The sequence below is a fragment of the Streptomyces sp. NPDC029164 genome (assembly GCF_055563995.1).
Window position 1 is genome coordinate 196,756 of record NZ_JBVHWW010000004.1, and the last position, 17,322, is coordinate 214,077.

Below are 17,322 nucleotides of genomic sequence, written 5' to 3' on the forward strand. Positions count from 1 at the left end.
CCCGCGGGCCCGCACGCCCGTAGCCCCGTACCCCGAATCGAGAACGTGAGATGCGCAAGATACTCGTCGTCGGAGCCGGCCAGTCCGGTCTCCAGCTCGCCCTCGGCCTCCAGTCGAAGGGGTACGAGGTCACCCTCATGTCCAACCGGACGGCGGACGAGATCCGCACCGGCCGGGTGATGTCGACGCAGTGCATGTTCGACACCGCGCTCCAGCACGAACGCGACCTCCAGATCAACTTCTGGGAGCAGCAGGCCCCGAGGATCGAGGGCCTCGGCGTCTCCGTCGCCGCCCCCGACGCCGGCCGCGCCGTCGACTGGCTGGGCCGCCTCAAGGGGTACGCGCAGTCCGTCGACCAGCGCGTGAAGATGGCCGGCTGGCTGGACACGTTCGCGCAGCGCGGCGGGCAGCTGGTCATCCACGGCGCGTCCGTCGCCGACCTCGACTACTTCTCCCGTACGTACGACCTGGTGCTGGTCGCCGCCGGCAAGGGCGAGCTGGTGTCGATGTTCGGGCGGGACGCGGCGCGCTCCCCGTACGACGCCCCGCAGCGCGCGCTGGCCGTCTCGTACGTGCACGGGCTCGGGCCGCGCGCCGAGCACCCGGAGACGGAGGCCGTGCGCTGCAACCTGGTCCCGGGCGTGGGCGAGCTGTTCGTGATGCCGACCCTGACCACCTCGGGCCGGGCGGACATCCTGTTCTGGGAGGGCCTCCCGGGGGGCCCGCTGGACGTCTTCAACGGCATCAAGGACCCTGCGGATCACCTGGCGCTCACGCTGGAGCTGATGGAGAAGTTCACGCCGTGGGAGTACGCGCGGGCGACGAAGGTGGAGCTGACGGACGCGGGCGGGACGCTGGCCGGGCGTTACGCGCCGATGGTCCGCAATCCGATCGGGCGGCTGCCCGGCGGCGGGCTGGTGCTGGGCGTCGCGGACGTGGTCGTCGCCAACGATCCGATCACCGGGCAGGGCTCGAACTCCGCCGCCAAGTGCGCGGCCTCGTACCTCTCCTCGATCCTGATGCACGGGGACAACCCGTTCGACGAGGCGTGGATGAAGGCGACCTTCGACAAGTTCTGGTTCACCACGGGCAAGCCGGTGACCCAGTGGACCAACGCCATGCTGGGCGTCCCGCCGGAGCACGTGCTCAACCTGATCGGCGCGGCCGGGCAGCTGCAGCCGGTGGCGGATCGATTCGCCAACGGCTTCGACAACCCTGCCGACTTCGACGCGTACTTCTACGACCCCGAGGACGCGGCGGACTACCTGGCGGAGGTCGCCTCGTCGGTGGCGTCCTCTTCGGCGGCCGCCTCCGAGGCCGCCTCCGAGGCCGCCTCCGAGGCCTCCTCCGCGGGCGCAGCCGCGGGTGCCTCCTCCGACGAGTAGCCGGTGTCGTCGTCCCCCGCCGTGCCCGTCGCACCCGCCCCGGGCAGGGCCGGGGGAGTGAACTCCGCGAGCGGGGTGCCGCCGGGGTCCGGGCGCACCGCGCCGAGGAGCGGATTCGCGGCGAGGGGCGAGACCTTCACCTTCGCCCCCGGCCGCGGCGCCTGGATCACCTTGCCCCCGCCCACGTACAGGGCCACGTGCGTGGCCTTGGGGAAGTACACCACCAGGTCCCCCGGGCGGAGCTGGTCCAGCGGCACCTTCGGCAACTGCGCCCACTGCTCCTGGCTGGTCCGCGGGATGGTGCGGCCTGCGTGCGCCCAGGCCTGCGAGGTGAGCCCGGAGCAGTCGAAGGACGCGGGGCCCTCGGCGCCCCAGACGTACGGTTTGCCGATCTGGGCCGCCGCGTAGGTGAGGGCGGCCCCGCCGGCCGCCGTGGGGGTGCCCGTACGCGTGGGGAGCCGGCCCGAGTCCAGCAGATCGCGCTGCGCGGCCGCGGTGTTCTTGTCCTCCTGCGCCCCGAGCCGGGTCAGCTGCTCGGGGGTCAGTGCGGCGAGCACCCGCTCGACCTCCTTGAGCCGCGCCGCGACCTCGTCCTTGTGGAGCTTCTGCCGCGCCGCCAGGGCCTGCCGGGTGTCCAGCGCCTTGCGAGCCCGTACGGCGAGCTCGTCGGCCTTCTTCTCGCCCCGCGCGAGCCGGTTCAGTACGCCGGCCCGCCGCGTGCCCTCGCGGGCGGTGAGCCGACGCTGGTCCAGGGCGGCCTGGGGGGTGCCGGCGAGCAGCATCCGGGCGTAGGGGGACAGGCCCCGGGTGCCCTGGTACTGCTCCCGGGCCAGTTTCCCGACCAGGCTCCGCTCGGAGTCGAGGGCGGTACGGGCCCGGCCGAGGTCGTCGGCGCGCTGCCGCTCCTCCTCCTGGCCCGCCTTGAGGGCGACTTCGGTGGCGTTGTACGCCTCGGTGGCCTCCTCGGCCTTCTGGTAGAGCCCCTGCAGGCGGGTGAGCAGGACCCCGACGGACTCCGCCCCGGGCTGGGCGGGCTCGGCGCCGGCCCGTGGGAGCGGACCGGCGACGAGGAGCACCGCGGCGATGCAGGCGGCGCGAAACGGCCGATGTGACATGGGATCACCTCCGAGGCGGCCGATGCTGCCACGCCCGGTATGACAAATCGCCCAACGGAGCGGCCGGTCGCGGGCCGGCCACCCGGTTGGGGGAGCCGGCCGCGGTCGCGCCCACGCGGGTCTCCCGTCGCGGGGTCACCCGCCCGGGGTCAACGGCGGAGCGCCTCGGCCGGCTGGATGCTCGCGGCGCGCCATGCCGGATAGAGCCCGGCGAGGAGACCCGTGACCAGGCCGATCGCCGGGGCCGCGGCGACCGTTCCCAGGTGGATGACCGGGGTCCAGTCGCGGGCGACGGCGACACCCACGACGGTCATGGTGCCCAGGGAGGTGCCGACCAGGCCGCCGAGCGTGCCCAGGGCGCCGGACTCGGCGAGGAACTGGACCGTGACGTGCCGGCCCCGCGCGCCCAGCGCACGGCGCAGACCGATCTCGCCCGTGCGCTCCAGGACGGCGACCAACGTGGTGTTGGCGATGCCGACCGCTCCGATCACCAGACAGATGGTGGCCAGCAGCAGGAACAGCTGATTGAGGTCGGAGGTGACGCTGCCGCGCAGTGTCCTGGGGTCGGGCGGCGGGATCGCCTTGAGGTACTCGGGGTGGTCGGGGCGCAGGGCGAGGGCCGCTTCTCCGGCGACCTGGGTGGCCGCTCCCAGCTCGGTGGAGACCAGCATCCTGGCGCGGTTGCCGGCGCCGGGCCCTCCCCAGATCTTCTCCGCCGCCTTGGAGGGGATGACCACGGAAAGCAGGAGGTCGGCCTTCCGGTCCACGTCGTCGACGATGCCGATGACGGTGAAGGGCTGCCCCTCGATGAACACGGCGGGGGCGGTCTCCAGGGTGGTGATGCCGAGACGGGAGGCCATGCCGGAGCCGATGACGGCGACCTGTTCACCGCGGTCTCCGGCGAAGCGGTCGAAGGTGCGGCCGGACTTCAGCCGGGTCCCCGCCGCCTCCAGGACGCCGGGGGAGGCGGCCACCACCTGCATCTGCTGGGCGGGCGCGTCGACCCCCGGGGGTGCGGAGCGGACCGAGGCCCCGTGCAGGGAGACGGTCCAGTACACCCCCGCCGCCTTGACCCCGTTGAGGGCGCCGACGCGGAGGTCGGCATCGGGCGGGAAGGCGTTCGGGGTGATGACACCCGAGGTGGCGTCGCCCGCTCCCGCGGTGTCCTCGACGTTGACCTCGGTGGCCGTCAGCTCGTTGAACCGGGCGTCGATCTGCGAGGACGTGGTCGCGGTCAGCCCGAGGATGGCCACGAAGGTGCCCACGCCGAGGATCGTGCCCAGAGCGGTCAGCGCCGATCGGGCCGGTCGCTGCAACACCCCGGCGAGGGACTCGGACAGCAGGTCGGCTGCGGCGAATCGGGACGGGGGGACCAGACGGTCGCGGCGGCGGGGCATCGCTCTCCCTCTCATGTGCCCACCCGCACCGTCTCGCTCAGCACACCGTCGCGAATGGAGACGGTCCGCTGCCCCCGCCGCGCCACCTGAAGGTCATGGGTGATGACGAGGATGGTCATCCCGTCCGCGTGCAGCTCGTCCAGGAGTTCCAGGATCGAGCCCGCGGTGACGGTGTCCAGGTTCCCCGTCGGCTCGTCGCACAGCAGCAGGGAGGGGGCGGCCACCAGCGCGCGGGCGATCGCGACCCGTTGCCTCTCGCCGCCGGACAGCCGTGTGGGCAGCGCGTCGATGCGGTGCTCCAGGCCCACGCGGACCAGGGCCGCACGGGCGCGGCGGCCGCGCTCCTTGCGCGGGGTGCCGTTGTAGACCATCGCCAGCATCACGTTCTCCAGCGCCGAGCGGTGCGGCAGCAGGTGGAACGCCTGGAAGACGAACCCGATCCGCTGCCCGCGCAGCGCGGTGCGGTCCGCGTCCCGCAGGGTCCCGGTGTCGATGCCGTCGAGCAGGTAGCGGCCCGAGGTGGGTGCGTCGATCATCCCGACCACGTTCAGGAAGGTCGACTTCCCGGAACCGGACGGGCCGACGACGGTGGCGTACTCGCCCCTGGCGAGCGTCAGTTCGCAGTCCTTGAGCGCGGCGACCGGGGGCGGCCCCGGGTACGTCAGCCCCACGTGCCGCAGACGGATGACGGGTGGGGCCGCACCGGGCTCCGTACCGGGCTCCCTGCCGGGCTCCGTACCGGGCTCCGTGCCGTCGGTCTCCTCGGAGCCGGCCGGCGCATCCGTGCCGGTCTTGGAAAGGAAGCTCACCGGCTCGACCTCGCACCCGCACCCGCGCCGGCGCCCGACTTCTCGCCCACGAGGACCTTCTCGCCCTCGGCCAACTGCCCGCCCGCGGCCGCCGTGACCTCCACGAACCCGTCGGCGGACATCCCCGGGGTGACCTCCACCCGGCGCCGCGTGCCGTCGCCGGCCAGCACGGTCACCGACGTGCGGCCGTCGGCTCCCGCGGATATCGCCGAGACCGGCGCCGCGAGGACCGGACCCGAGGAGGCCGCGGCCTCCACCGTCACGCGCACGTCCTGGCCCGCCAGTGCGACGTCCAGCATGCCGTCGGGCTTGACGATCATCAGGTACCCCTGGGCGGAGCCGGCGGCCGCACCACCCTGCGCGCCGTCCTGCGCGCCGCCCGGAGCCGGCGGCGGGGCCGGGGCGTCCGCCACCGACAACACCGTGCCGGTCGCCGTCACACCGCTCAACTCGGACAGGACCTGCACCTTCTGGCCCGGCCGGACCATGCCCTTCTCGTGCTGGGCCAGCATGCCGCGTACCACCAGATCGCCGGCGGAGACGGTGAGCAGTTTTTCCCCCACCGTGGCTCCCACGGCCGCGGTCACCGCGTCCACCCTCGCCGGGAAGCCCTTGAGGAAGACCACCTCACCGGCGGGAACCATCGGCCCGGCCGCCGCCTGTACTTCGCCCAGCTTGGTCCTGGCCTTCGTCAGGTCCTCCGCCGCGTAGTCCATCGCCCGCTTGGCCTCCTTCACCGGATCCGCGCCACCGCCACCTGCACCGCCGCCACCGGAGGCGGTGCCGCCCGTGGCCGAACCGGTCTTCGGGTCGGGGGACTTGCCGGCCGCGGGCCCGGCGGCCGAGCCCTCCGTGGCGCCCGGCGCGGGGGTGGCCTGCCCGGCCGCCCCGCTCTTCGCCCGTTCCCAGGATTCCCTCGCCGTGGTGAACGCCCGGTCCGCCTGCGTGACGGCGGTCTGCGCGCCCTCCACCTGCTCTTTGTCCTGGGGGCTGGCGGGAACGACGTCGTAGCCGATCGCGGCGTAGAAGGCCTGCACCGCCGCCTTCGTACCGGGCCCGAACGTGCCCTTGGCGTCCGCGCCCGTCTTGTGCCGGAGCACGGCCAGCGCCTGCTGCAACTGCGCCACGTCCTGCCCGGTCGCTCCCGGCTTCAGGTCCCGGTAGACCGGCAGGGCGCCCTGGAGGGCGAACACGGGACGCCCGGAGGTCTCCACGAGGACCTTGCCCGGGGCGACGGTCTCCCCGGCCTTCACGTTCACCTTGGTCACCACGGGCTTGGCGCCGCCACCGGCCGCGCCCGCTGCCGCCCCGGTCACCTGCACCGACTGGTCCGCGGTGACCATCCCCCTGATCGTCACCGTGTCCTTGAGCACCCGCTTCTCCAGGGCCGCGGAAAGCACCGACGGAGGGGGTGCCGCCTTGTCCGCGGCGGCCTGTGCCGGGGACTTGATGAACGAACCCACACCGACACCGGCCACGGAGAACAGGGCGGCGGCGACCACCACGGCCCCGAGCACCCTGCGGCGGCGGCCGATCCCCGAGGCCGGCGGATCCGCTCGTTCCACCGTGGGCATCGGCATCGGCATCGGTTCCGGCATCGCGTCCGGCTGCTCGTCCGCCCGGTGTCGCGTCACGTCATCGGCGTCGTCAGGCCCCATCAAGATCCCCTCCCTGACCAGTGTTCATTTCCGCGTCGGGCGACTGGCCGCCCGCAAGGGGAGACAGGGCCCGCGTTGCACGGTCCGGCTCGCCGGATGCCTACTGCTTGCCCCGCAGGACCTCGTTCGCCCTTTCGAGCACCTGAGTCCACTCTCCCTGGCCTTCGCGGAGCTTCTCGGCGTTGCTCTCGATGAGGCCCTTCTGGTAGGCGGCCGTCACGACCGCCCTGATCTGGACGTACTGCGTCACGCGCTTACAGGTGGCATCCGCCGCCGCCGCGGTCTTCTCCTGGGTCGAGGAGGGCACGCCACCCTTGCCCAGGAGGACCTTGTCGGTGGCCGCGGCCATGGGGTCGGGATACGAGAACCCCGCATCCTTCATGCACTTGCTCCACTCAGCATTCACCGCCCGTACGCGGCTGTCGTTCATCGACCTGCTGTGGGCCTTGTCCTGGAGCCCGAGAACGTACTGGTAGGCCGCCTCGGACTTCGTCGTGGAAAGCCGCTGCTGGCTCTTTCCCTCGCAACCGGGTTCCTTTTTCTGCGGGTTGCCGAAATACGCGGCAACGGCAGCGCTGGACAGCTCTGCCGGAGGCGGGGTGTTCGCCTGGCCGGCCGAGTCCGCCGACGGGGGCACCTCGTATCCGTGGAGCTTGGCCCACTCAAGGTCGATCACGCCGTACTCGGCCTCGACCGGAAGGTTGATGCCCTGCTCTCGCGGCTGACCGGGCCAATCCACGCCCTGCTCCTTCATGCATTCCCGATCCAAAATATCGAGGGCGCGGAACAGCTGTACTCGGTCGGCCTGCGGAATGTATGCGTCCAAGGGCATGGACAGGGTTCCGCCGGGACGAAGGGCGGCTCCTCCGATATCGAAGCTGATCGGCTTGGAGGGATCTCCCGGTGCTCCGACAACGCCCGACGGGATGGAGGGCTCCTCGATCTCGTCCTTCTTTGTCTTCCCGGTCCCGCCGCATCCAGCGATTGCGATGGAGGCGACAAGGAGGGGAATTGCGTAACGACGGGACTTCGCCCTCATTGTCGAGCGCCTTTCATTGGGAGTTCATTCGTGAATTACATCCATTTCCACCCGGAGTCCAGAGGATAGCACTCGTGATCTTGGGCGTCGCGGCGGTTTGCGCCTTCGGCGGCCATGTCGACTCCCCAGCTGGTGGCGGCAGTTGGGTGGGCCCCCGGTGCCGCTAATGCGTCAGACCGGCGAAAAAGATGCCAGGCGGGATAGGGCTGCCGATGCTGGACAAATCACCCTCAATCGTGAGGCCGGGAAAGCGGATTCATATCGTCCGCAGCGCGTTCTCCCTCGTCAAAACGATCTTGCTGGCGCGAGGTTGTCGTGCTAAATTCCCGGAGCGTTCCAGGGCCCTTTCTTTCGAGGGCCGAATCGATTCACATCAAGCGGGGGTATCTAGGGTGATTGCGAAGCGAGTTCTGTCGGCTGTCGGCACAATGGCGGCCGCGTCGACGCTCATAATCGGAGCGGCAAGCTCCGCTACGGCTGTCGAGGTCGGGCAGGTAACGTGGGAGAACGTGGCCACCGGAAAGTGTCTCCTCCACAATGGAGACAACCCTTACACGGGGCAGTGCTGGAGCAATCACCTGTGGATTGACACGCGCACCGATGACGGCGTGACCTGGAATGAATTGAACGCCACCCAGGGCAAGAACCTCGACAGCAACGCGAGTGGCGACGTGTACGAGCTGGCGCCGAACCGCAACAACTGGCAGCGCTGGTACGAGCTCAAGGACTCCAGCGGCTGGTACCTGAAGAACAAGGCGACCGGGCGCTGCCTCGACAGCAACAGCGGGGGCGACGTCTACACCCTCGGTTGCAACGGCGGAAACTACCAGCGCTGGAAGTAGTTGAATCCGGCCCACGTCGGCCTCCGGAGCCCGACCTCGAAAATCGATTCGAGGTCGGGGAGGCTGTCGTGGGAAGCTGACCGGCGATGATGACATTTGCCATGCGCCGCAGCACCGCAATCTCCACCGCCGTCGTGGCGGTCGCCCTCACCGCACTGTCCGGATGCAAGGACGCGTCGAGCGGGGCGGCCGCTCCGGCGGCGCCCGCGGCCACTTCCGCCGCGCCCGTCGCGGGGGCGTTCGACCCGGAGGCCGCCCTCGCGCAGGCCGAGAAGACGCCGTACGCGGCCTCAGTGAAGGTCGTCACCGAGGCCGCGGGCCGGGAGATCTCGACCATGACAGGTCGTTCCAACCTCGGCACCCGGTTCACCGGCCGGGCGGAGGTCCGCTCCGCGGGCACGATCCCGGCCGCCCAGGCCATCTGGATGGAAACCGTCACGACGACGGACGCCAACTACGTCCGCAACCGGACCCACAGCGGCAGCGGCTGGGTGAAGACGCCCCGTGCGGATGGCGCCAACGAGGCCGACTACGCGGCTTACGCCAAGCTGCTGCTCGCCACCGGACCCGCGGCGCGCAAGGGCATGGAGGACCAGGCCGGGACTCCCGCCTACCACCTCAGCGGGCACCTCGGCATCGACCAGGTGGCCTCCGTCGACCCGCGCACCCATCGTTCGATGAAGGCCAAGGGCGTCACCGGCTTCGACATCGACCAGTGGATCGACAACCAGGGCCGCACCCTGCGCTTCGAGCAGCGCATGGACGTACGGGGCGTACCGGCCGCCAACAAGGCCACCTTCGTCGAATTCGGGCCCCTCGAGACCTTCGCGGCGCCGGCCGGCGGCTGACCGGCCGGCGGCTGACCGGCCGTGGAGTCCACCCTGGTGCTCGCGCGGCTGTTCTGATGGACTCCGCGGATGGCGCTCCTGCTTCTGCTGCTCATCCCGGCCACACCGGTCGTGGCCCTCGGGCTGCTCGGCTACGGCCTCGGCACCCTGGGCCGCCGCGGCCGGCACCGGAACGCGGCCGCGCTGCTGGGTGCCGCCGCGGCCGCGCTCTACACGTGGGGGCTGCTCCACGTCGCCGGTGCGGTGGTCGAGGCGGAGGACGGCGGAGCCTCGTCGTCGCCGCTGCCGCCCTGCCGGACACCGGGTCAGGAGGAGCGGGCCGCGAGGGTTGTCGACTACTCGGTGGACTACCTGCCCCTCCGGTTCGTCTGCGAGACGACAGGCGGCGGGAGTTACGCCGCCGAGTCCGTCCCCGGCTACGTCAACCCGGCCGTGGCGGGCCTCGTGCTCGCCGCCGCCGGCTGCGCGGTCGTCCCCGCCCTGGTGTCCGGGTGCCGCACGGCGAAGAGCCCCGCCGTCTGACGCGGCCGCGGCATCAGCCGCGCAGCAGGCGGGCCTTGGCCTTCGTGAACTCCTCCGGGGTGAGCAGGCCCTCGCGGGCCAGGTCGGCCAGTTGCCGGAGCTCCGCCACGAGCGGGGTCTGCGGGGGCGCGGCCGGCGGCGAGCCCGTCCGGGTGCCCTCCGCCTCCTCCGTCACGTCCGCCGGCTCGGGCTCGGGCTCGGGCGCCGGTCCCGGCTCCCGCTCGCCCGGGGCCTCTCCGCCCGGGTCCTCCCCGCCCGGGGCCTCCGCGGCCCAGACCGCCCGCCCCGACGGGTCCCGGCGCGCCGCTTCGGCCGGGCCGACCGCGCCCGTCGTGTCCTCCACCGCCCCGGCCGCCCGCGCCAGCAGGCCCCGTAGCAGCGGGTGCCCCGCCGGCCGCTGCGCCGGCCGGACCTTCACACCCATCGGCCGGATGAACATCAGGCCACCCCGGCCCGGGGATCCGCGGGGACCCGGTCCGGCGGGATGCGGACCGAGCCGACGATCCGCCCGCCCGCCGCCCGTACGGCGACCGCCGCGTCCTCGGCCCACACGTGCTCGACCACGAGCAGCAGCGCGCAGCTCCCGCGCTCCAGCAGGCCCGCCGCCTCCTGCACGTCCTCCGGTCCGATCAGGCGTGCCACGTCCCGCCCCGTCAGCAGCCCGTGCAGTTCCACGAACTCGTCGAACTCCGCCGCGAGCACGTCGCCGGAGGCGGTCCTCGTCGCCACGAGCCCGTCGATCAGCCGGACCACCCCGGTCTTGCGCAGCCCCATCACGGCCTCGATCGCCGGGACCCGCAGCTGCTCCTCCGGGAAGGCGAGGACGATGAATTCCACGGGTCCCATACGCCTCGGCTCCTCACGTGTGACCGTTTTTGACGACTCTTCGGCACACTATGACATAAGCGGACATACCATCCGTCTGCTTGCTACGTTTCGCGTATGACCGCTCTGACGGCGAAGGTGACGGAGCCCGCGCCCCCGCCCCCCGACGCCCGCGCCCCCAAGCGCCGCGGCGTCGAGCTGACGCTCCTCGCCGGCGCCGTCCTGGTCTCCGTCCTCGGCCACCTCTACGTCGGCCTCGCCACCACCGGCCACGCCCCCCGCCTCGCCGCCCGGTACGCCGGCGGGCTCGCCGCCGCCGCGCTCCTCGCGCACCTCGCCGTCCGCTTCAGGGCCCCGTACGCCGACCCGCTCGTCCTGCCGATCGCCGTCCTGCTCAACGGGCTCGGGCTCGTCCTCATCCAGCGCCTCGACGCGACCACCCCAGGCCACCTCACCGCCGGGGACCAGCTCCGCTGGTCCGCCCTCGGCCTGGCGCTGTTCGTCCTCGTCGTCGTGCTGCTGCGCGACCACCGCGTGCTCCAGCGCTACGCGTACCTGTCGGTCACCGCCGCCCTCGTGCTGATGCTGATCCCCGTCTTCTTCCCGGCGGTCAACGGCGCGCACATCTGGATCCGGTTCGCCGGACTCTCCTTCCAGCCGGGGGAGTTCGCCAAGATCCTGCTCGCCGTGTTCTTCGCCTCCTACCTCGCCGCGAACCGCACCGCGCTCGCCCTCACCGGCCGCCGGCTCTTCTGGAAGCTGCGCCTGCTCCCCGGCCGCGTCCTCGGCCCGATCCTCGCGATCTGGCTGCTCAGCGTCGGTCTGCTCGTCCTGGAGCGGGACCTGGGGACCTCGCTGCTGTTCTTCGGACTGTTCGTGATCATGCTGTTCACCGCCACCGGGCGGATCGGCTGGATCGCGATCGGGCTGCTGCTCGCCGCCCTCGGCGCGTACGCCGTCGGGACCTTCGAACCGCACGTGCACAGCCGCGTGAACGACTGGCTGAATCCTTTCGCCTCCATCGAGCGCGGCGAAGGCCCCGGCCAGCTCGCCCAGTCCCTCTTCGCCTTCGCCGCCGGCGGCCTGCTCGGCGCCGGGCTCGGCGACGGCCACTCCTTCCTCATCGGCTTCGCCGCCAAGTCGGACTTCGTCCTCGCCACCGCCGGCGAGGAACTCGGCCTCGTCGGCCTCGCCGCGATCCTGCTCCTCTACGGACTCCTCGTGGCCCGCGGCTTCCGCGCCGGGCTCGCCCTGCGCGACCCCTTCGGCCGGCTGCTCGCCACCGGGCTCGCCTCGATCGTCGCCCTCCAGGTGTTCGTCATCGCGGGCGGCGTCACCGGGCTGATCCCCCTCACCGGCATGGCCATGCCCTTCCTCGCCCAGGGCGGCTCCTCCGTCGTCACCAACTGGATCATCGTCGCGCTGCTGGTCCGGCTGAGCGACAGCGCCCGCAGGCCACGCCCCACCGAGGAGGCGGCCCCGTGATCCGCTACATCCGCTGGTGCGCGTACTTCTGCGCGCTGCTCCTCGTCGCCCTGCTGGTCAACCTCGCCCGCGTGCAGGTCTGGGAGTCCGCCGCCTACGGCGCCAACCCGGCCAACAAACGCCCCGCCATCGAGCGCTACGCGAAGCCGCGCGGCGACATCCTGGTCGACGGGCGCCCCGTCACCGGCTCCCGCGACAGCGGCCAGCTGCTGCGCTACGAGCGGACCTACGCGAACGGCCCGCTCTACGCGCCCGTCACCGGCTTCTCCTCCCAGACGTACGGGACCAGCTTCGTGGAGCGCGCCGAGGACGCGGTCCTGTCCGGCACGGACCCCGGCCTCTCGGCCTTCCCGCTCTGGTACGACCTGGCCCGCGGCCGCCCGGCCGGCGGGAACGCCGCCACCACCGTCCGCTCCGGCATGCAGCTGGCCGCGTACGCCGGGCTCGCGGGCAAGCGCGGGGCGGTGGCCGCCGTCGAACCGGCCACCGGGAGGATCCTCGCGCTGGTCAGCAGCCCCTCGTACGACCCGGCCGTGTTCTCCGGGACGGGTACGAAGGTCAAGGAGGCCTGGGCGGCGCTGAACACGGACCCCGCCCGGCCGATGCTCAACCGGGCGCTGCGCGAGACGTACCCGCCCGGATCCACCTTCAAGATCGTGACGGCGGCGGCCGCCCTCGACGCGGGCGTGGTCACCGACGTGGACGCGCCGACCCGCACTCCCGACCCCTACCCGCTGCCCGGAACCAGCACCCTGCTGCCGAACGCGGCCACGGGCTGCGAGGACGCCTCGATGGCGGACGCGGTGCAGTGGTCCTGCAACACGGTGATGGCGAAGATCGGCGTCCAGGTCGGGCTGCGCGCGATGGTGGACGCGGCGCGGCGCTTCGGGTTCAACAGCGAGGGCCTGCGGGTGCCCTCGTGGGTGTCCCGGTCGAACTTCGACACCGACATGAGCCAGGACCAGCTGGCCCTCTCCTCCATCGGCCAGTTCAACACCAAGGCCACGCCGCTGCAGATGGCGATGGTGGCGGCGGCGGTCGCCCACGGCGGCGAGCTCAAGTCGCCCTACCTGGTGGAACGCACCACCCAGGACGACGGCTCCCCGGTCCGGCGCGGGGACCAGCGCAGCCTGGGCCGGGCGATGAACCCGGCCACCGCGCTGCGGATGCAGGACCTGATGGTGAAGGTCGTGGAGAACGGGACGGGCCGGAACGCGGCGATCCCGGGCGCGGTGGTCGGCGGCAAGACGGGCACCGCGCAGCACGGCGTCGGCAACGCGGGGACCCCGTACGCCTGGTTCATCTCCTGGGCCAAGGCGGAGGGCGCGCCGCTGCCGGCGGTCGCGGTGGCGGTGGTGGTCGAGGACGCGGCGGCGGACCGGGGCGACATCAGCGGCAACAGCGCGGCCGCGCCGATCGCCCGCGCGGTGATGGAGGCCGCACTGGCCCCCTGACCCGCCGGGCCTCCGCCCCTCAAACACCGGCGAGGCCGCAGCCGGTGCGGCTCGAAGACCGGGACCCCGCGCCTCAAACGCCGGCGGGGCTGAAGTAGTGCGGCGGAGGCTGGATGGGTGCAGCGGGGTTGGATGGCGCGACCGGTGCTCCGCCCCGAACCCCGCTCCTCAAACGCCGGAGGGGCTGAATGGTGCGGCGGAGGCTGAATATGGTGCGGTGGGGTTGGACGGCGCGCCTCAAAGACCGGGGCTCCGCCCCGAACCCCGCTCCTCAAACGCCGGAGGGGCTGAATGGTGCGGCGGAGGCTGAATATGGTGCGGCGAGGCTGGAAATTGTGCGGCCAGGCTGGATGGTGCAACGAAGCCGAAAGGTCTCAGGGCCTGGAGTAGCAGCCGGGCCGGTTGGGCCGGGGTCGGGTGTGTGTCGGGGTGATCCCCGCAGGGCGCCGAACACAACAAGGCTCCGCTCTCCGACCCCTCGACACGTTCGGCGTCCGAGGAGACGCCCCGGCGCGCGCCCGGCCCCGGCACAACCGGCCCCCACCTCGTGCCCGACTCGGGCCCCGGCCCAGCCCTTGGCTCGGCTCAACCCAGCCCAGCCCAGCCCAGCCTTGGCCTCGGCTCGGCCCTGACCTCAGCCTCGGCTCCGGCCTGGCCTCGGCTCCGGCCCCGGCTCCGGCCCAGCCCGGGCCTCGGCTTCGGCTCCCGCCCAGTCCGGCCCGGCGTCGGCCCCGGCTTTGCCGTGGATTCGTAGGCCTAGTCGGAGGTGTCCGCGGCCGCGCCTTCGCGTACCGCCTCCGCGACCTCCGCCACCCGCAGGGCCTCCTCCTCCGCGAACCGCTCCCGGTCCAGGATCTCCGCGATCTCCTCGTCCTGGCTCATCAGCAGGTCCAGGTTGGAGTCGCCCATCTCGAAGACCCCCATGTCCAGATAGGCCCGCTGGAGCCGTTCCCCCCACAGCCCGATGTCCTTCACGCACGGCACGATCCGGCTGAACAGCAGCCTCCGGAACAGGTGCACGAACTCCGACCGCTCGCTGAGCCGCTCCGCCTCCTTCGCCGGGATGCCGAAGTTCTCCAGCACCTCCACCCCGAGCAGCCGGTCCCGCATCAGATGACAGCCCTCGATCACGAACTCCTCGCGCTCGCGCAGCTCGGCGTCCGTGAGCTGCCGGTAGTAGTCCCGCAGTGCCATCCGCCCGAAGGCCACGTGCCGGGCCTCGTCCTGCATCACGTACGCCAGCAGCTGCTTCGGCAGCGGCTTCGCGGTCGTGTCGCGGATCATGCCGAAGGCGGCCAGCGCCAGCCCCTCGATGAGCACCTGCATGCCCAGGTACGGCATGTCCCAGCGGGAGTCGCGCAGGGTGTCGCCCAGCAGTCCCTGGAGGCTGTCGTTGATCGGGTACAGCATCCCGACCTTCTCGTGCAGGAAGCGCCCGAACACCTCGGCGTGCCGGGCCTCGTCCATGGTCTGCGTGGCGGAGTAGAACTTCGCGTCGAGGTCCGGCACCGACTCCACGATCCGCGCCGCGCACACCATCGCGCCCTGCTCGCCGTGCAGGAACTGGCTGAAGTTCCAGGCGGTGAAGTGCCGGCGCAGCTCGCCCTTGTCCTTCGCGGTGAGCTTGGCCCAGTGCCGCGTCCCGTACAGCGGCAGGGCCTCGTCCGGCGTGCCGAGCGGATCGTACGGGTCCACCTCGATGCCCCAGTCGATGCGCTTGGCGCCGTCCCACTGCTTGTCCTTGCCCTTCTGGTAGAGCGCGAGGAGCCGCTCGCGGCCGTCCTCGTACTCCCAGCTGAAGCGGGCGGAGCCGGAGGCGGGGATCTGCCAGACGGCCTCGCGCGGGTCCTCGGTGTAGAGCTCGTGCGTCGACACTGACGCCCCCTCGTCTCACGTACTGCCGTGCGGGACCGGACAGTTGGCAGGGTCACACGTTGGTAGACACGGGGTCAACAAGTCGTGCGCGGGGGATTGACGACCTTGCTGACAGGCAGTCTCATAAGCAGTGACCGCCGGTAACTCGACCACGAGGTGTCCGAAACCATGACGACCGTGACCGAACGAGCCGCGCTCAGGGACGCCCTCGGCCTGCTGAAGGACCGGGAGCAGATCGCCGAGCGACTGCTCGAATCCTCGGCCAAGCACTCCTTCGACCCCGACAAGGAACTCGACTGGGACGCCCCCGCCATCGAGGGCAAGTACTACTGGCCGCCCGAACTGCTCTCCCTCTACGACACCCCGCTGTGGAAGAAGATGGGGGAGGAGCAGCGCATCGACCTGTCCCGCCACGAGGCGGCGGCGCTCGGCTCGCTCGGCATCTGGTTCGAGATCATCCTGATGCAGCTGATGGTGCGGCACATCTACGACAAGTCGCTGACCAGCAATCACGTGCGCTACGCACTCACCGAGATCGCCGACGAGTGCCGCCACTCGATGATGTTCGCCCGCATGATCAAGCAGAGCGGCAGCCCCGAGTACCCGGTCTCCCGCGTCAACCACAACCTCGCGCGGATCCTGAAGACGGTCTCCACCACCCCCGGCTCCTTCGCCTGCACCCTCCTCGGCGAGGAGATACTCGACTGGATGCAGCGCCTGACCTTCCCGGACGAGCGCGTCCAGCCGCTGGTCCGGGGGGTCACCCGGATCCACGTCATCGAGGAGGCCCGGCACGTCCGGTACGCGCGCGAGGAGCTGCGCCGCCAGATGCTGACGGCCCCGCGCTGGGAGCAGGAGCTCACCCGGATCAGCTGCGGCGAGGCCGCCCGCGTCTTCTCGCTGGCCTTCGTGAACCCGGCCGTCTACGACAACGTCGGCCTGGACCGCCGCGAGGCCGTCGCCCAGGTCAGGGCGAGCGGCCACCGGCGTGAGGTCATGCAGACCGGCGCGAAGCGGCTCACCGACTTCCTCGACGACATCGGCGTACTGCGCGGGGTCGGCCGGAGGCTGTGGAAGAGCTCGGGGCTGCTGGCGTAGGCCCTGTCCGGGCGGGCGGGCGGGCGGGCGCGGCGCGGCGCGGGCGTTGGCGGGGCCTGGGCCCGGCCTGGGCCGACCTGGGCCCGGCCTGGGCCGACCTGGGCCCGGCCTGGGCCGGGCCTGGGGCGACTTGGGCCGGGCCCAGGCCGATCCGGGCCGGCCTGCGGAGATCGGCCGGATCGGGCGCGGGCCGGCCTGGGGAGATCGGTCGGACCGGGCCCGGGCGGCGCCCGTGGGGCTACCCTGCGGTCATGACCGTACGCGCCTACCGCAGGCTCAGCGTCGAGGAGCGGCGAGCCCAACTCCTCGACGCGGCCCTCTCGCTGTTCGCGCACCGGGCGCCGGAGGAGGTCTCGCTGGACGACGTCGCGGAGGCCGCCGGGGTCTCGCGCCCGCTCGTCTACCGCTACTTCCCGGGCGGCAAGCAGCAGCTCTACGAGGCCGCGCTCCGCTCGGCGGCGGACCTCCTCGAACTCTGCTTCGCCGAACCCCAGCAGGGGCCGCTGACCCAGCGCCTGGCCCGGGCCCTGGACCGCTACCTCGCCTTCGTCGACGAACACGACGCCGGCTTCGCCGCGCTCCTCCAGGGCGGCAGCGTCGTGGAGACCTCCCGTACGACGGCGACGGTGGACGGCATCCGCCGGGCCGCGGCGGACCAGATCCTCGTCCACCTGGGTGTCCCGGCGCCCGGTCCCCGGCTGCGCATGATGGTCCGTACGTGGATCACGGCGGTCGAGGCGGCCTCCCTGATCTGGATCGACGAGGGCAAGCAGCCGGAGGTCGAGCGCCTGCGGGACTGGCTGCTGGACCAGTTCATCGCCCTGCTGACGGCCACCGCGGCCACCGACCCGGAGACCGCGGCGGCCGCGCGGGCCGCGCTCGCGCTGGAATCGGCCGACGGGCCGGTCGGGGTGCTGGCCCGGCGCGTGATCCCGGTGGTCTCCGAGGCCGCCCACCTGCTGTGACACTG

The 17,322-nt window shown here is 72.1% G+C and carries 15 protein-coding genes and 1 pseudogene; 8 read left to right on the top strand and 8 right to left on the bottom strand.

Annotation, left to right across the window (positions count from 1 at the left end):
* The first annotated feature begins 50 nt into the window (after nt 1–50).
* Nucleotides 51–1,385, top strand: coding sequence for a styrene monooxygenase/indole monooxygenase family protein (locus tag ACZ4VT_RS06250; protein WP_467947095.1), 1,335 nt, complete (start codon nt 51–53; stop codon nt 1,383–1,385).
* Here the strand turns inward: ACZ4VT_RS06250 and ACZ4VT_RS06255 are convergent.
* The 5 genes and pseudogenes from ACZ4VT_RS06255 to ACZ4VT_RS06275 form a co-directional block, all read right to left on the bottom strand.
* Nucleotides 1,358–2,500, bottom strand: a pseudogene (locus ACZ4VT_RS06255) (C40 family peptidase); the annotation flags it as partial. The gene ACZ4VT_RS06250 and the pseudogene ACZ4VT_RS06255 overlap by 28 nt on opposite strands.
* 149 nt (nt 2,501–2,649) lie before the next feature.
* A complete protein-coding gene (locus tag ACZ4VT_RS06260; RefSeq protein WP_467947097.1) occupies nt 2,650–3,897 on the bottom strand; it encodes an ABC transporter permease in 1,248 nt (415 codons plus the stop codon).
* An 11-nt stretch (nt 3,898–3,908) separates the two neighbouring features.
* Nucleotides 3,909–4,583, bottom strand: coding sequence for an ABC transporter ATP-binding protein (locus ACZ4VT_RS06265; RefSeq protein ID WP_467947196.1), 675 nt, complete (start codon nt 4,581–4,583; stop codon nt 3,909–3,911).
* A gap of 119 nt (nt 4,584–4,702) precedes the next feature.
* On the bottom strand, nt 4,703–6,364 hold the full coding sequence (locus ACZ4VT_RS06270) for a peptidoglycan-binding protein (RefSeq protein ID WP_467947099.1): 1,662 nt from the start codon (nt 6,362–6,364) through the stop codon (nt 4,703–4,705).
* A 100-nt stretch (nt 6,365–6,464) separates the two neighbouring features.
* On the bottom strand, nt 6,465–7,403 hold the full coding sequence (locus ACZ4VT_RS06275) for a hypothetical protein (RefSeq protein WP_467947101.1): 939 nt from the start codon (nt 7,401–7,403) through the stop codon (nt 6,465–6,467).
* A gap of 608 nt (nt 7,404–8,011) precedes the next feature.
* Here ACZ4VT_RS06275 and ACZ4VT_RS06280 point away from each other — a divergent pair.
* The 3 genes from ACZ4VT_RS06280 (at nt 8,012) to ACZ4VT_RS06290 (ending at nt 9,615) form a co-directional block, all read left to right on the top strand.
* Complete coding sequence (locus ACZ4VT_RS06280) at nt 8,012–8,245, top strand: RICIN domain-containing protein (protein WP_467947103.1); 234 nt, start codon at nt 8,012–8,014, stop codon at nt 8,243–8,245.
* A 101-nt stretch (nt 8,246–8,346) separates the two neighbouring features.
* Nucleotides 8,347–9,093 (top strand): hypothetical protein, encoded by a 747-nt coding sequence (locus ACZ4VT_RS06285; RefSeq protein ID WP_467947104.1) that lies wholly within the window; start codon nt 8,347–8,349, stop codon nt 9,091–9,093.
* 69 nt (nt 9,094–9,162) lie between these two features.
* Nucleotides 9,163–9,615: a hypothetical protein gene (locus ACZ4VT_RS06290; RefSeq protein WP_467947105.1), complete on the top strand. Its 453-nt coding sequence runs from the start codon at nt 9,163–9,165 to the stop codon at nt 9,613–9,615.
* A 13-nt stretch (nt 9,616–9,628) separates the two neighbouring features.
* On the opposite strand, the gene ACZ4VT_RS06295 is transcribed toward ACZ4VT_RS06290, so the two are convergent.
* Together ACZ4VT_RS06295 and ACZ4VT_RS06300 are read right to left on the bottom strand one after the other, a co-directional pair.
* On the bottom strand, nt 9,629–10,054 hold the full coding sequence (locus tag ACZ4VT_RS06295; protein ID WP_467947106.1) for an SHOCT domain-containing protein: 426 nt from the start codon (nt 10,052–10,054) through the stop codon (nt 9,629–9,631).
* Nucleotides 10,054–10,461, bottom strand: a complete 408-nt coding sequence (locus ACZ4VT_RS06300; protein ID WP_467947107.1) for a DUF6325 family protein — start codon at nt 10,459–10,461, stop codon at nt 10,054–10,056. The genes ACZ4VT_RS06295 and ACZ4VT_RS06300 overlap by 1 nt, the downstream gene beginning before the upstream one ends.
* Nucleotides 10,462–10,557: 96 nt before the next feature.
* On the opposite strand from ACZ4VT_RS06300, the gene ACZ4VT_RS06305 reads away from it, so the two are divergent.
* Nucleotides 10,558–11,925: an FtsW/RodA/SpoVE family cell cycle protein gene (locus ACZ4VT_RS06305; protein ID WP_467947108.1), complete on the top strand. Its 1,368-nt coding sequence runs from the start codon at nt 10,558–10,560 to the stop codon at nt 11,923–11,925.
* Entirely contained in the window at nt 11,922–13,379 is a 1,458-nt protein-coding gene (locus tag ACZ4VT_RS06310) for a penicillin-binding transpeptidase domain-containing protein (protein ID WP_467947109.1), read from the top strand. The genes ACZ4VT_RS06305 and ACZ4VT_RS06310 overlap by 4 nt, the downstream gene beginning before the upstream one ends.
* Nucleotides 13,380–14,135: 756 nt before the next feature.
* Here ACZ4VT_RS06310 and ACZ4VT_RS06315 read toward each other — a convergent pair.
* Nucleotides 14,136–15,254, bottom strand: a complete 1,119-nt coding sequence (locus ACZ4VT_RS06315; protein ID WP_467947110.1) for a ferritin-like domain-containing protein — start codon at nt 15,252–15,254, stop codon at nt 14,136–14,138.
* 168 nt (nt 15,255–15,422) lie between these two features.
* On the opposite strand from ACZ4VT_RS06315, the gene ACZ4VT_RS06320 reads away from it, so the two are divergent.
* Nucleotides 15,423–16,352: an AurF N-oxygenase family protein gene (locus tag ACZ4VT_RS06320; RefSeq protein WP_351303779.1), complete on the top strand. Its 930-nt coding sequence runs from the start codon at nt 15,423–15,425 to the stop codon at nt 16,350–16,352.
* Nucleotides 16,353–16,603: 251 nt separating this feature from the next.
* Nucleotides 16,604–17,317, top strand: coding sequence for a TetR/AcrR family transcriptional regulator (locus ACZ4VT_RS06325; RefSeq protein WP_351583520.1), 714 nt, complete (start codon nt 16,604–16,606; stop codon nt 17,315–17,317).
* Nucleotides 17,318–17,322: the final 5 nt, after the last annotated feature.

Bases quoted from the DNA above. Each gene is read 5' to 3' on its own strand.
- ACZ4VT_RS06305 (WP_467947108.1), top strand. From the start codon at position 10,558: ATGACCGCTCTGACGGCGAAGGTGACGGAGCCCGCGCCCCCGCCCCCC.
- ACZ4VT_RS06250 (WP_467947095.1), top strand. From the start codon at position 51: ATGCGCAAGATACTCGTCGTCGGAGCCGGCCAGTCCGGTCTCCAGCTC.
- ACZ4VT_RS06285 (WP_467947104.1), top strand. From the start codon at position 8,347: ATGCGCCGCAGCACCGCAATCTCCACCGCCGTCGTGGCGGTCGCCCTC.
- ACZ4VT_RS06270 (WP_467947099.1), bottom strand. From the start codon at position 6,364: ATGGGGCCTGACGACGCCGATGACGTGACGCGACACCGGGCGGACGAG.
- ACZ4VT_RS06320 (WP_351303779.1), top strand. From the start codon at position 15,423: ATGACGACCGTGACCGAACGAGCCGCGCTCAGGGACGCCCTCGGCCTG.
- ACZ4VT_RS06300 (WP_467947107.1), bottom strand. From the start codon at position 10,461: ATGGGACCCGTGGAATTCATCGTCCTCGCCTTCCCGGAGGAGCAGCTG.
- ACZ4VT_RS06275 (WP_467947101.1), bottom strand. From the start codon at position 7,403: ATGAGGGCGAAGTCCCGTCGTTACGCAATTCCCCTCCTTGTCGCCTCC.
- ACZ4VT_RS06290 (WP_467947105.1), top strand. From the start codon at position 9,163: ATGGCGCTCCTGCTTCTGCTGCTCATCCCGGCCACACCGGTCGTGGCC.
- ACZ4VT_RS06325 (WP_351583520.1), top strand. From the start codon at position 16,604: ATGACCGTACGCGCCTACCGCAGGCTCAGCGTCGAGGAGCGGCGAGCC.
- ACZ4VT_RS06295 (WP_467947106.1), bottom strand. From the start codon at position 10,054: ATGTTCATCCGGCCGATGGGTGTGAAGGTCCGGCCGGCGCAGCGGCCG.
- ACZ4VT_RS06260 (WP_467947097.1), bottom strand. From the start codon at position 3,897: ATGCCCCGCCGCCGCGACCGTCTGGTCCCCCCGTCCCGATTCGCCGCA.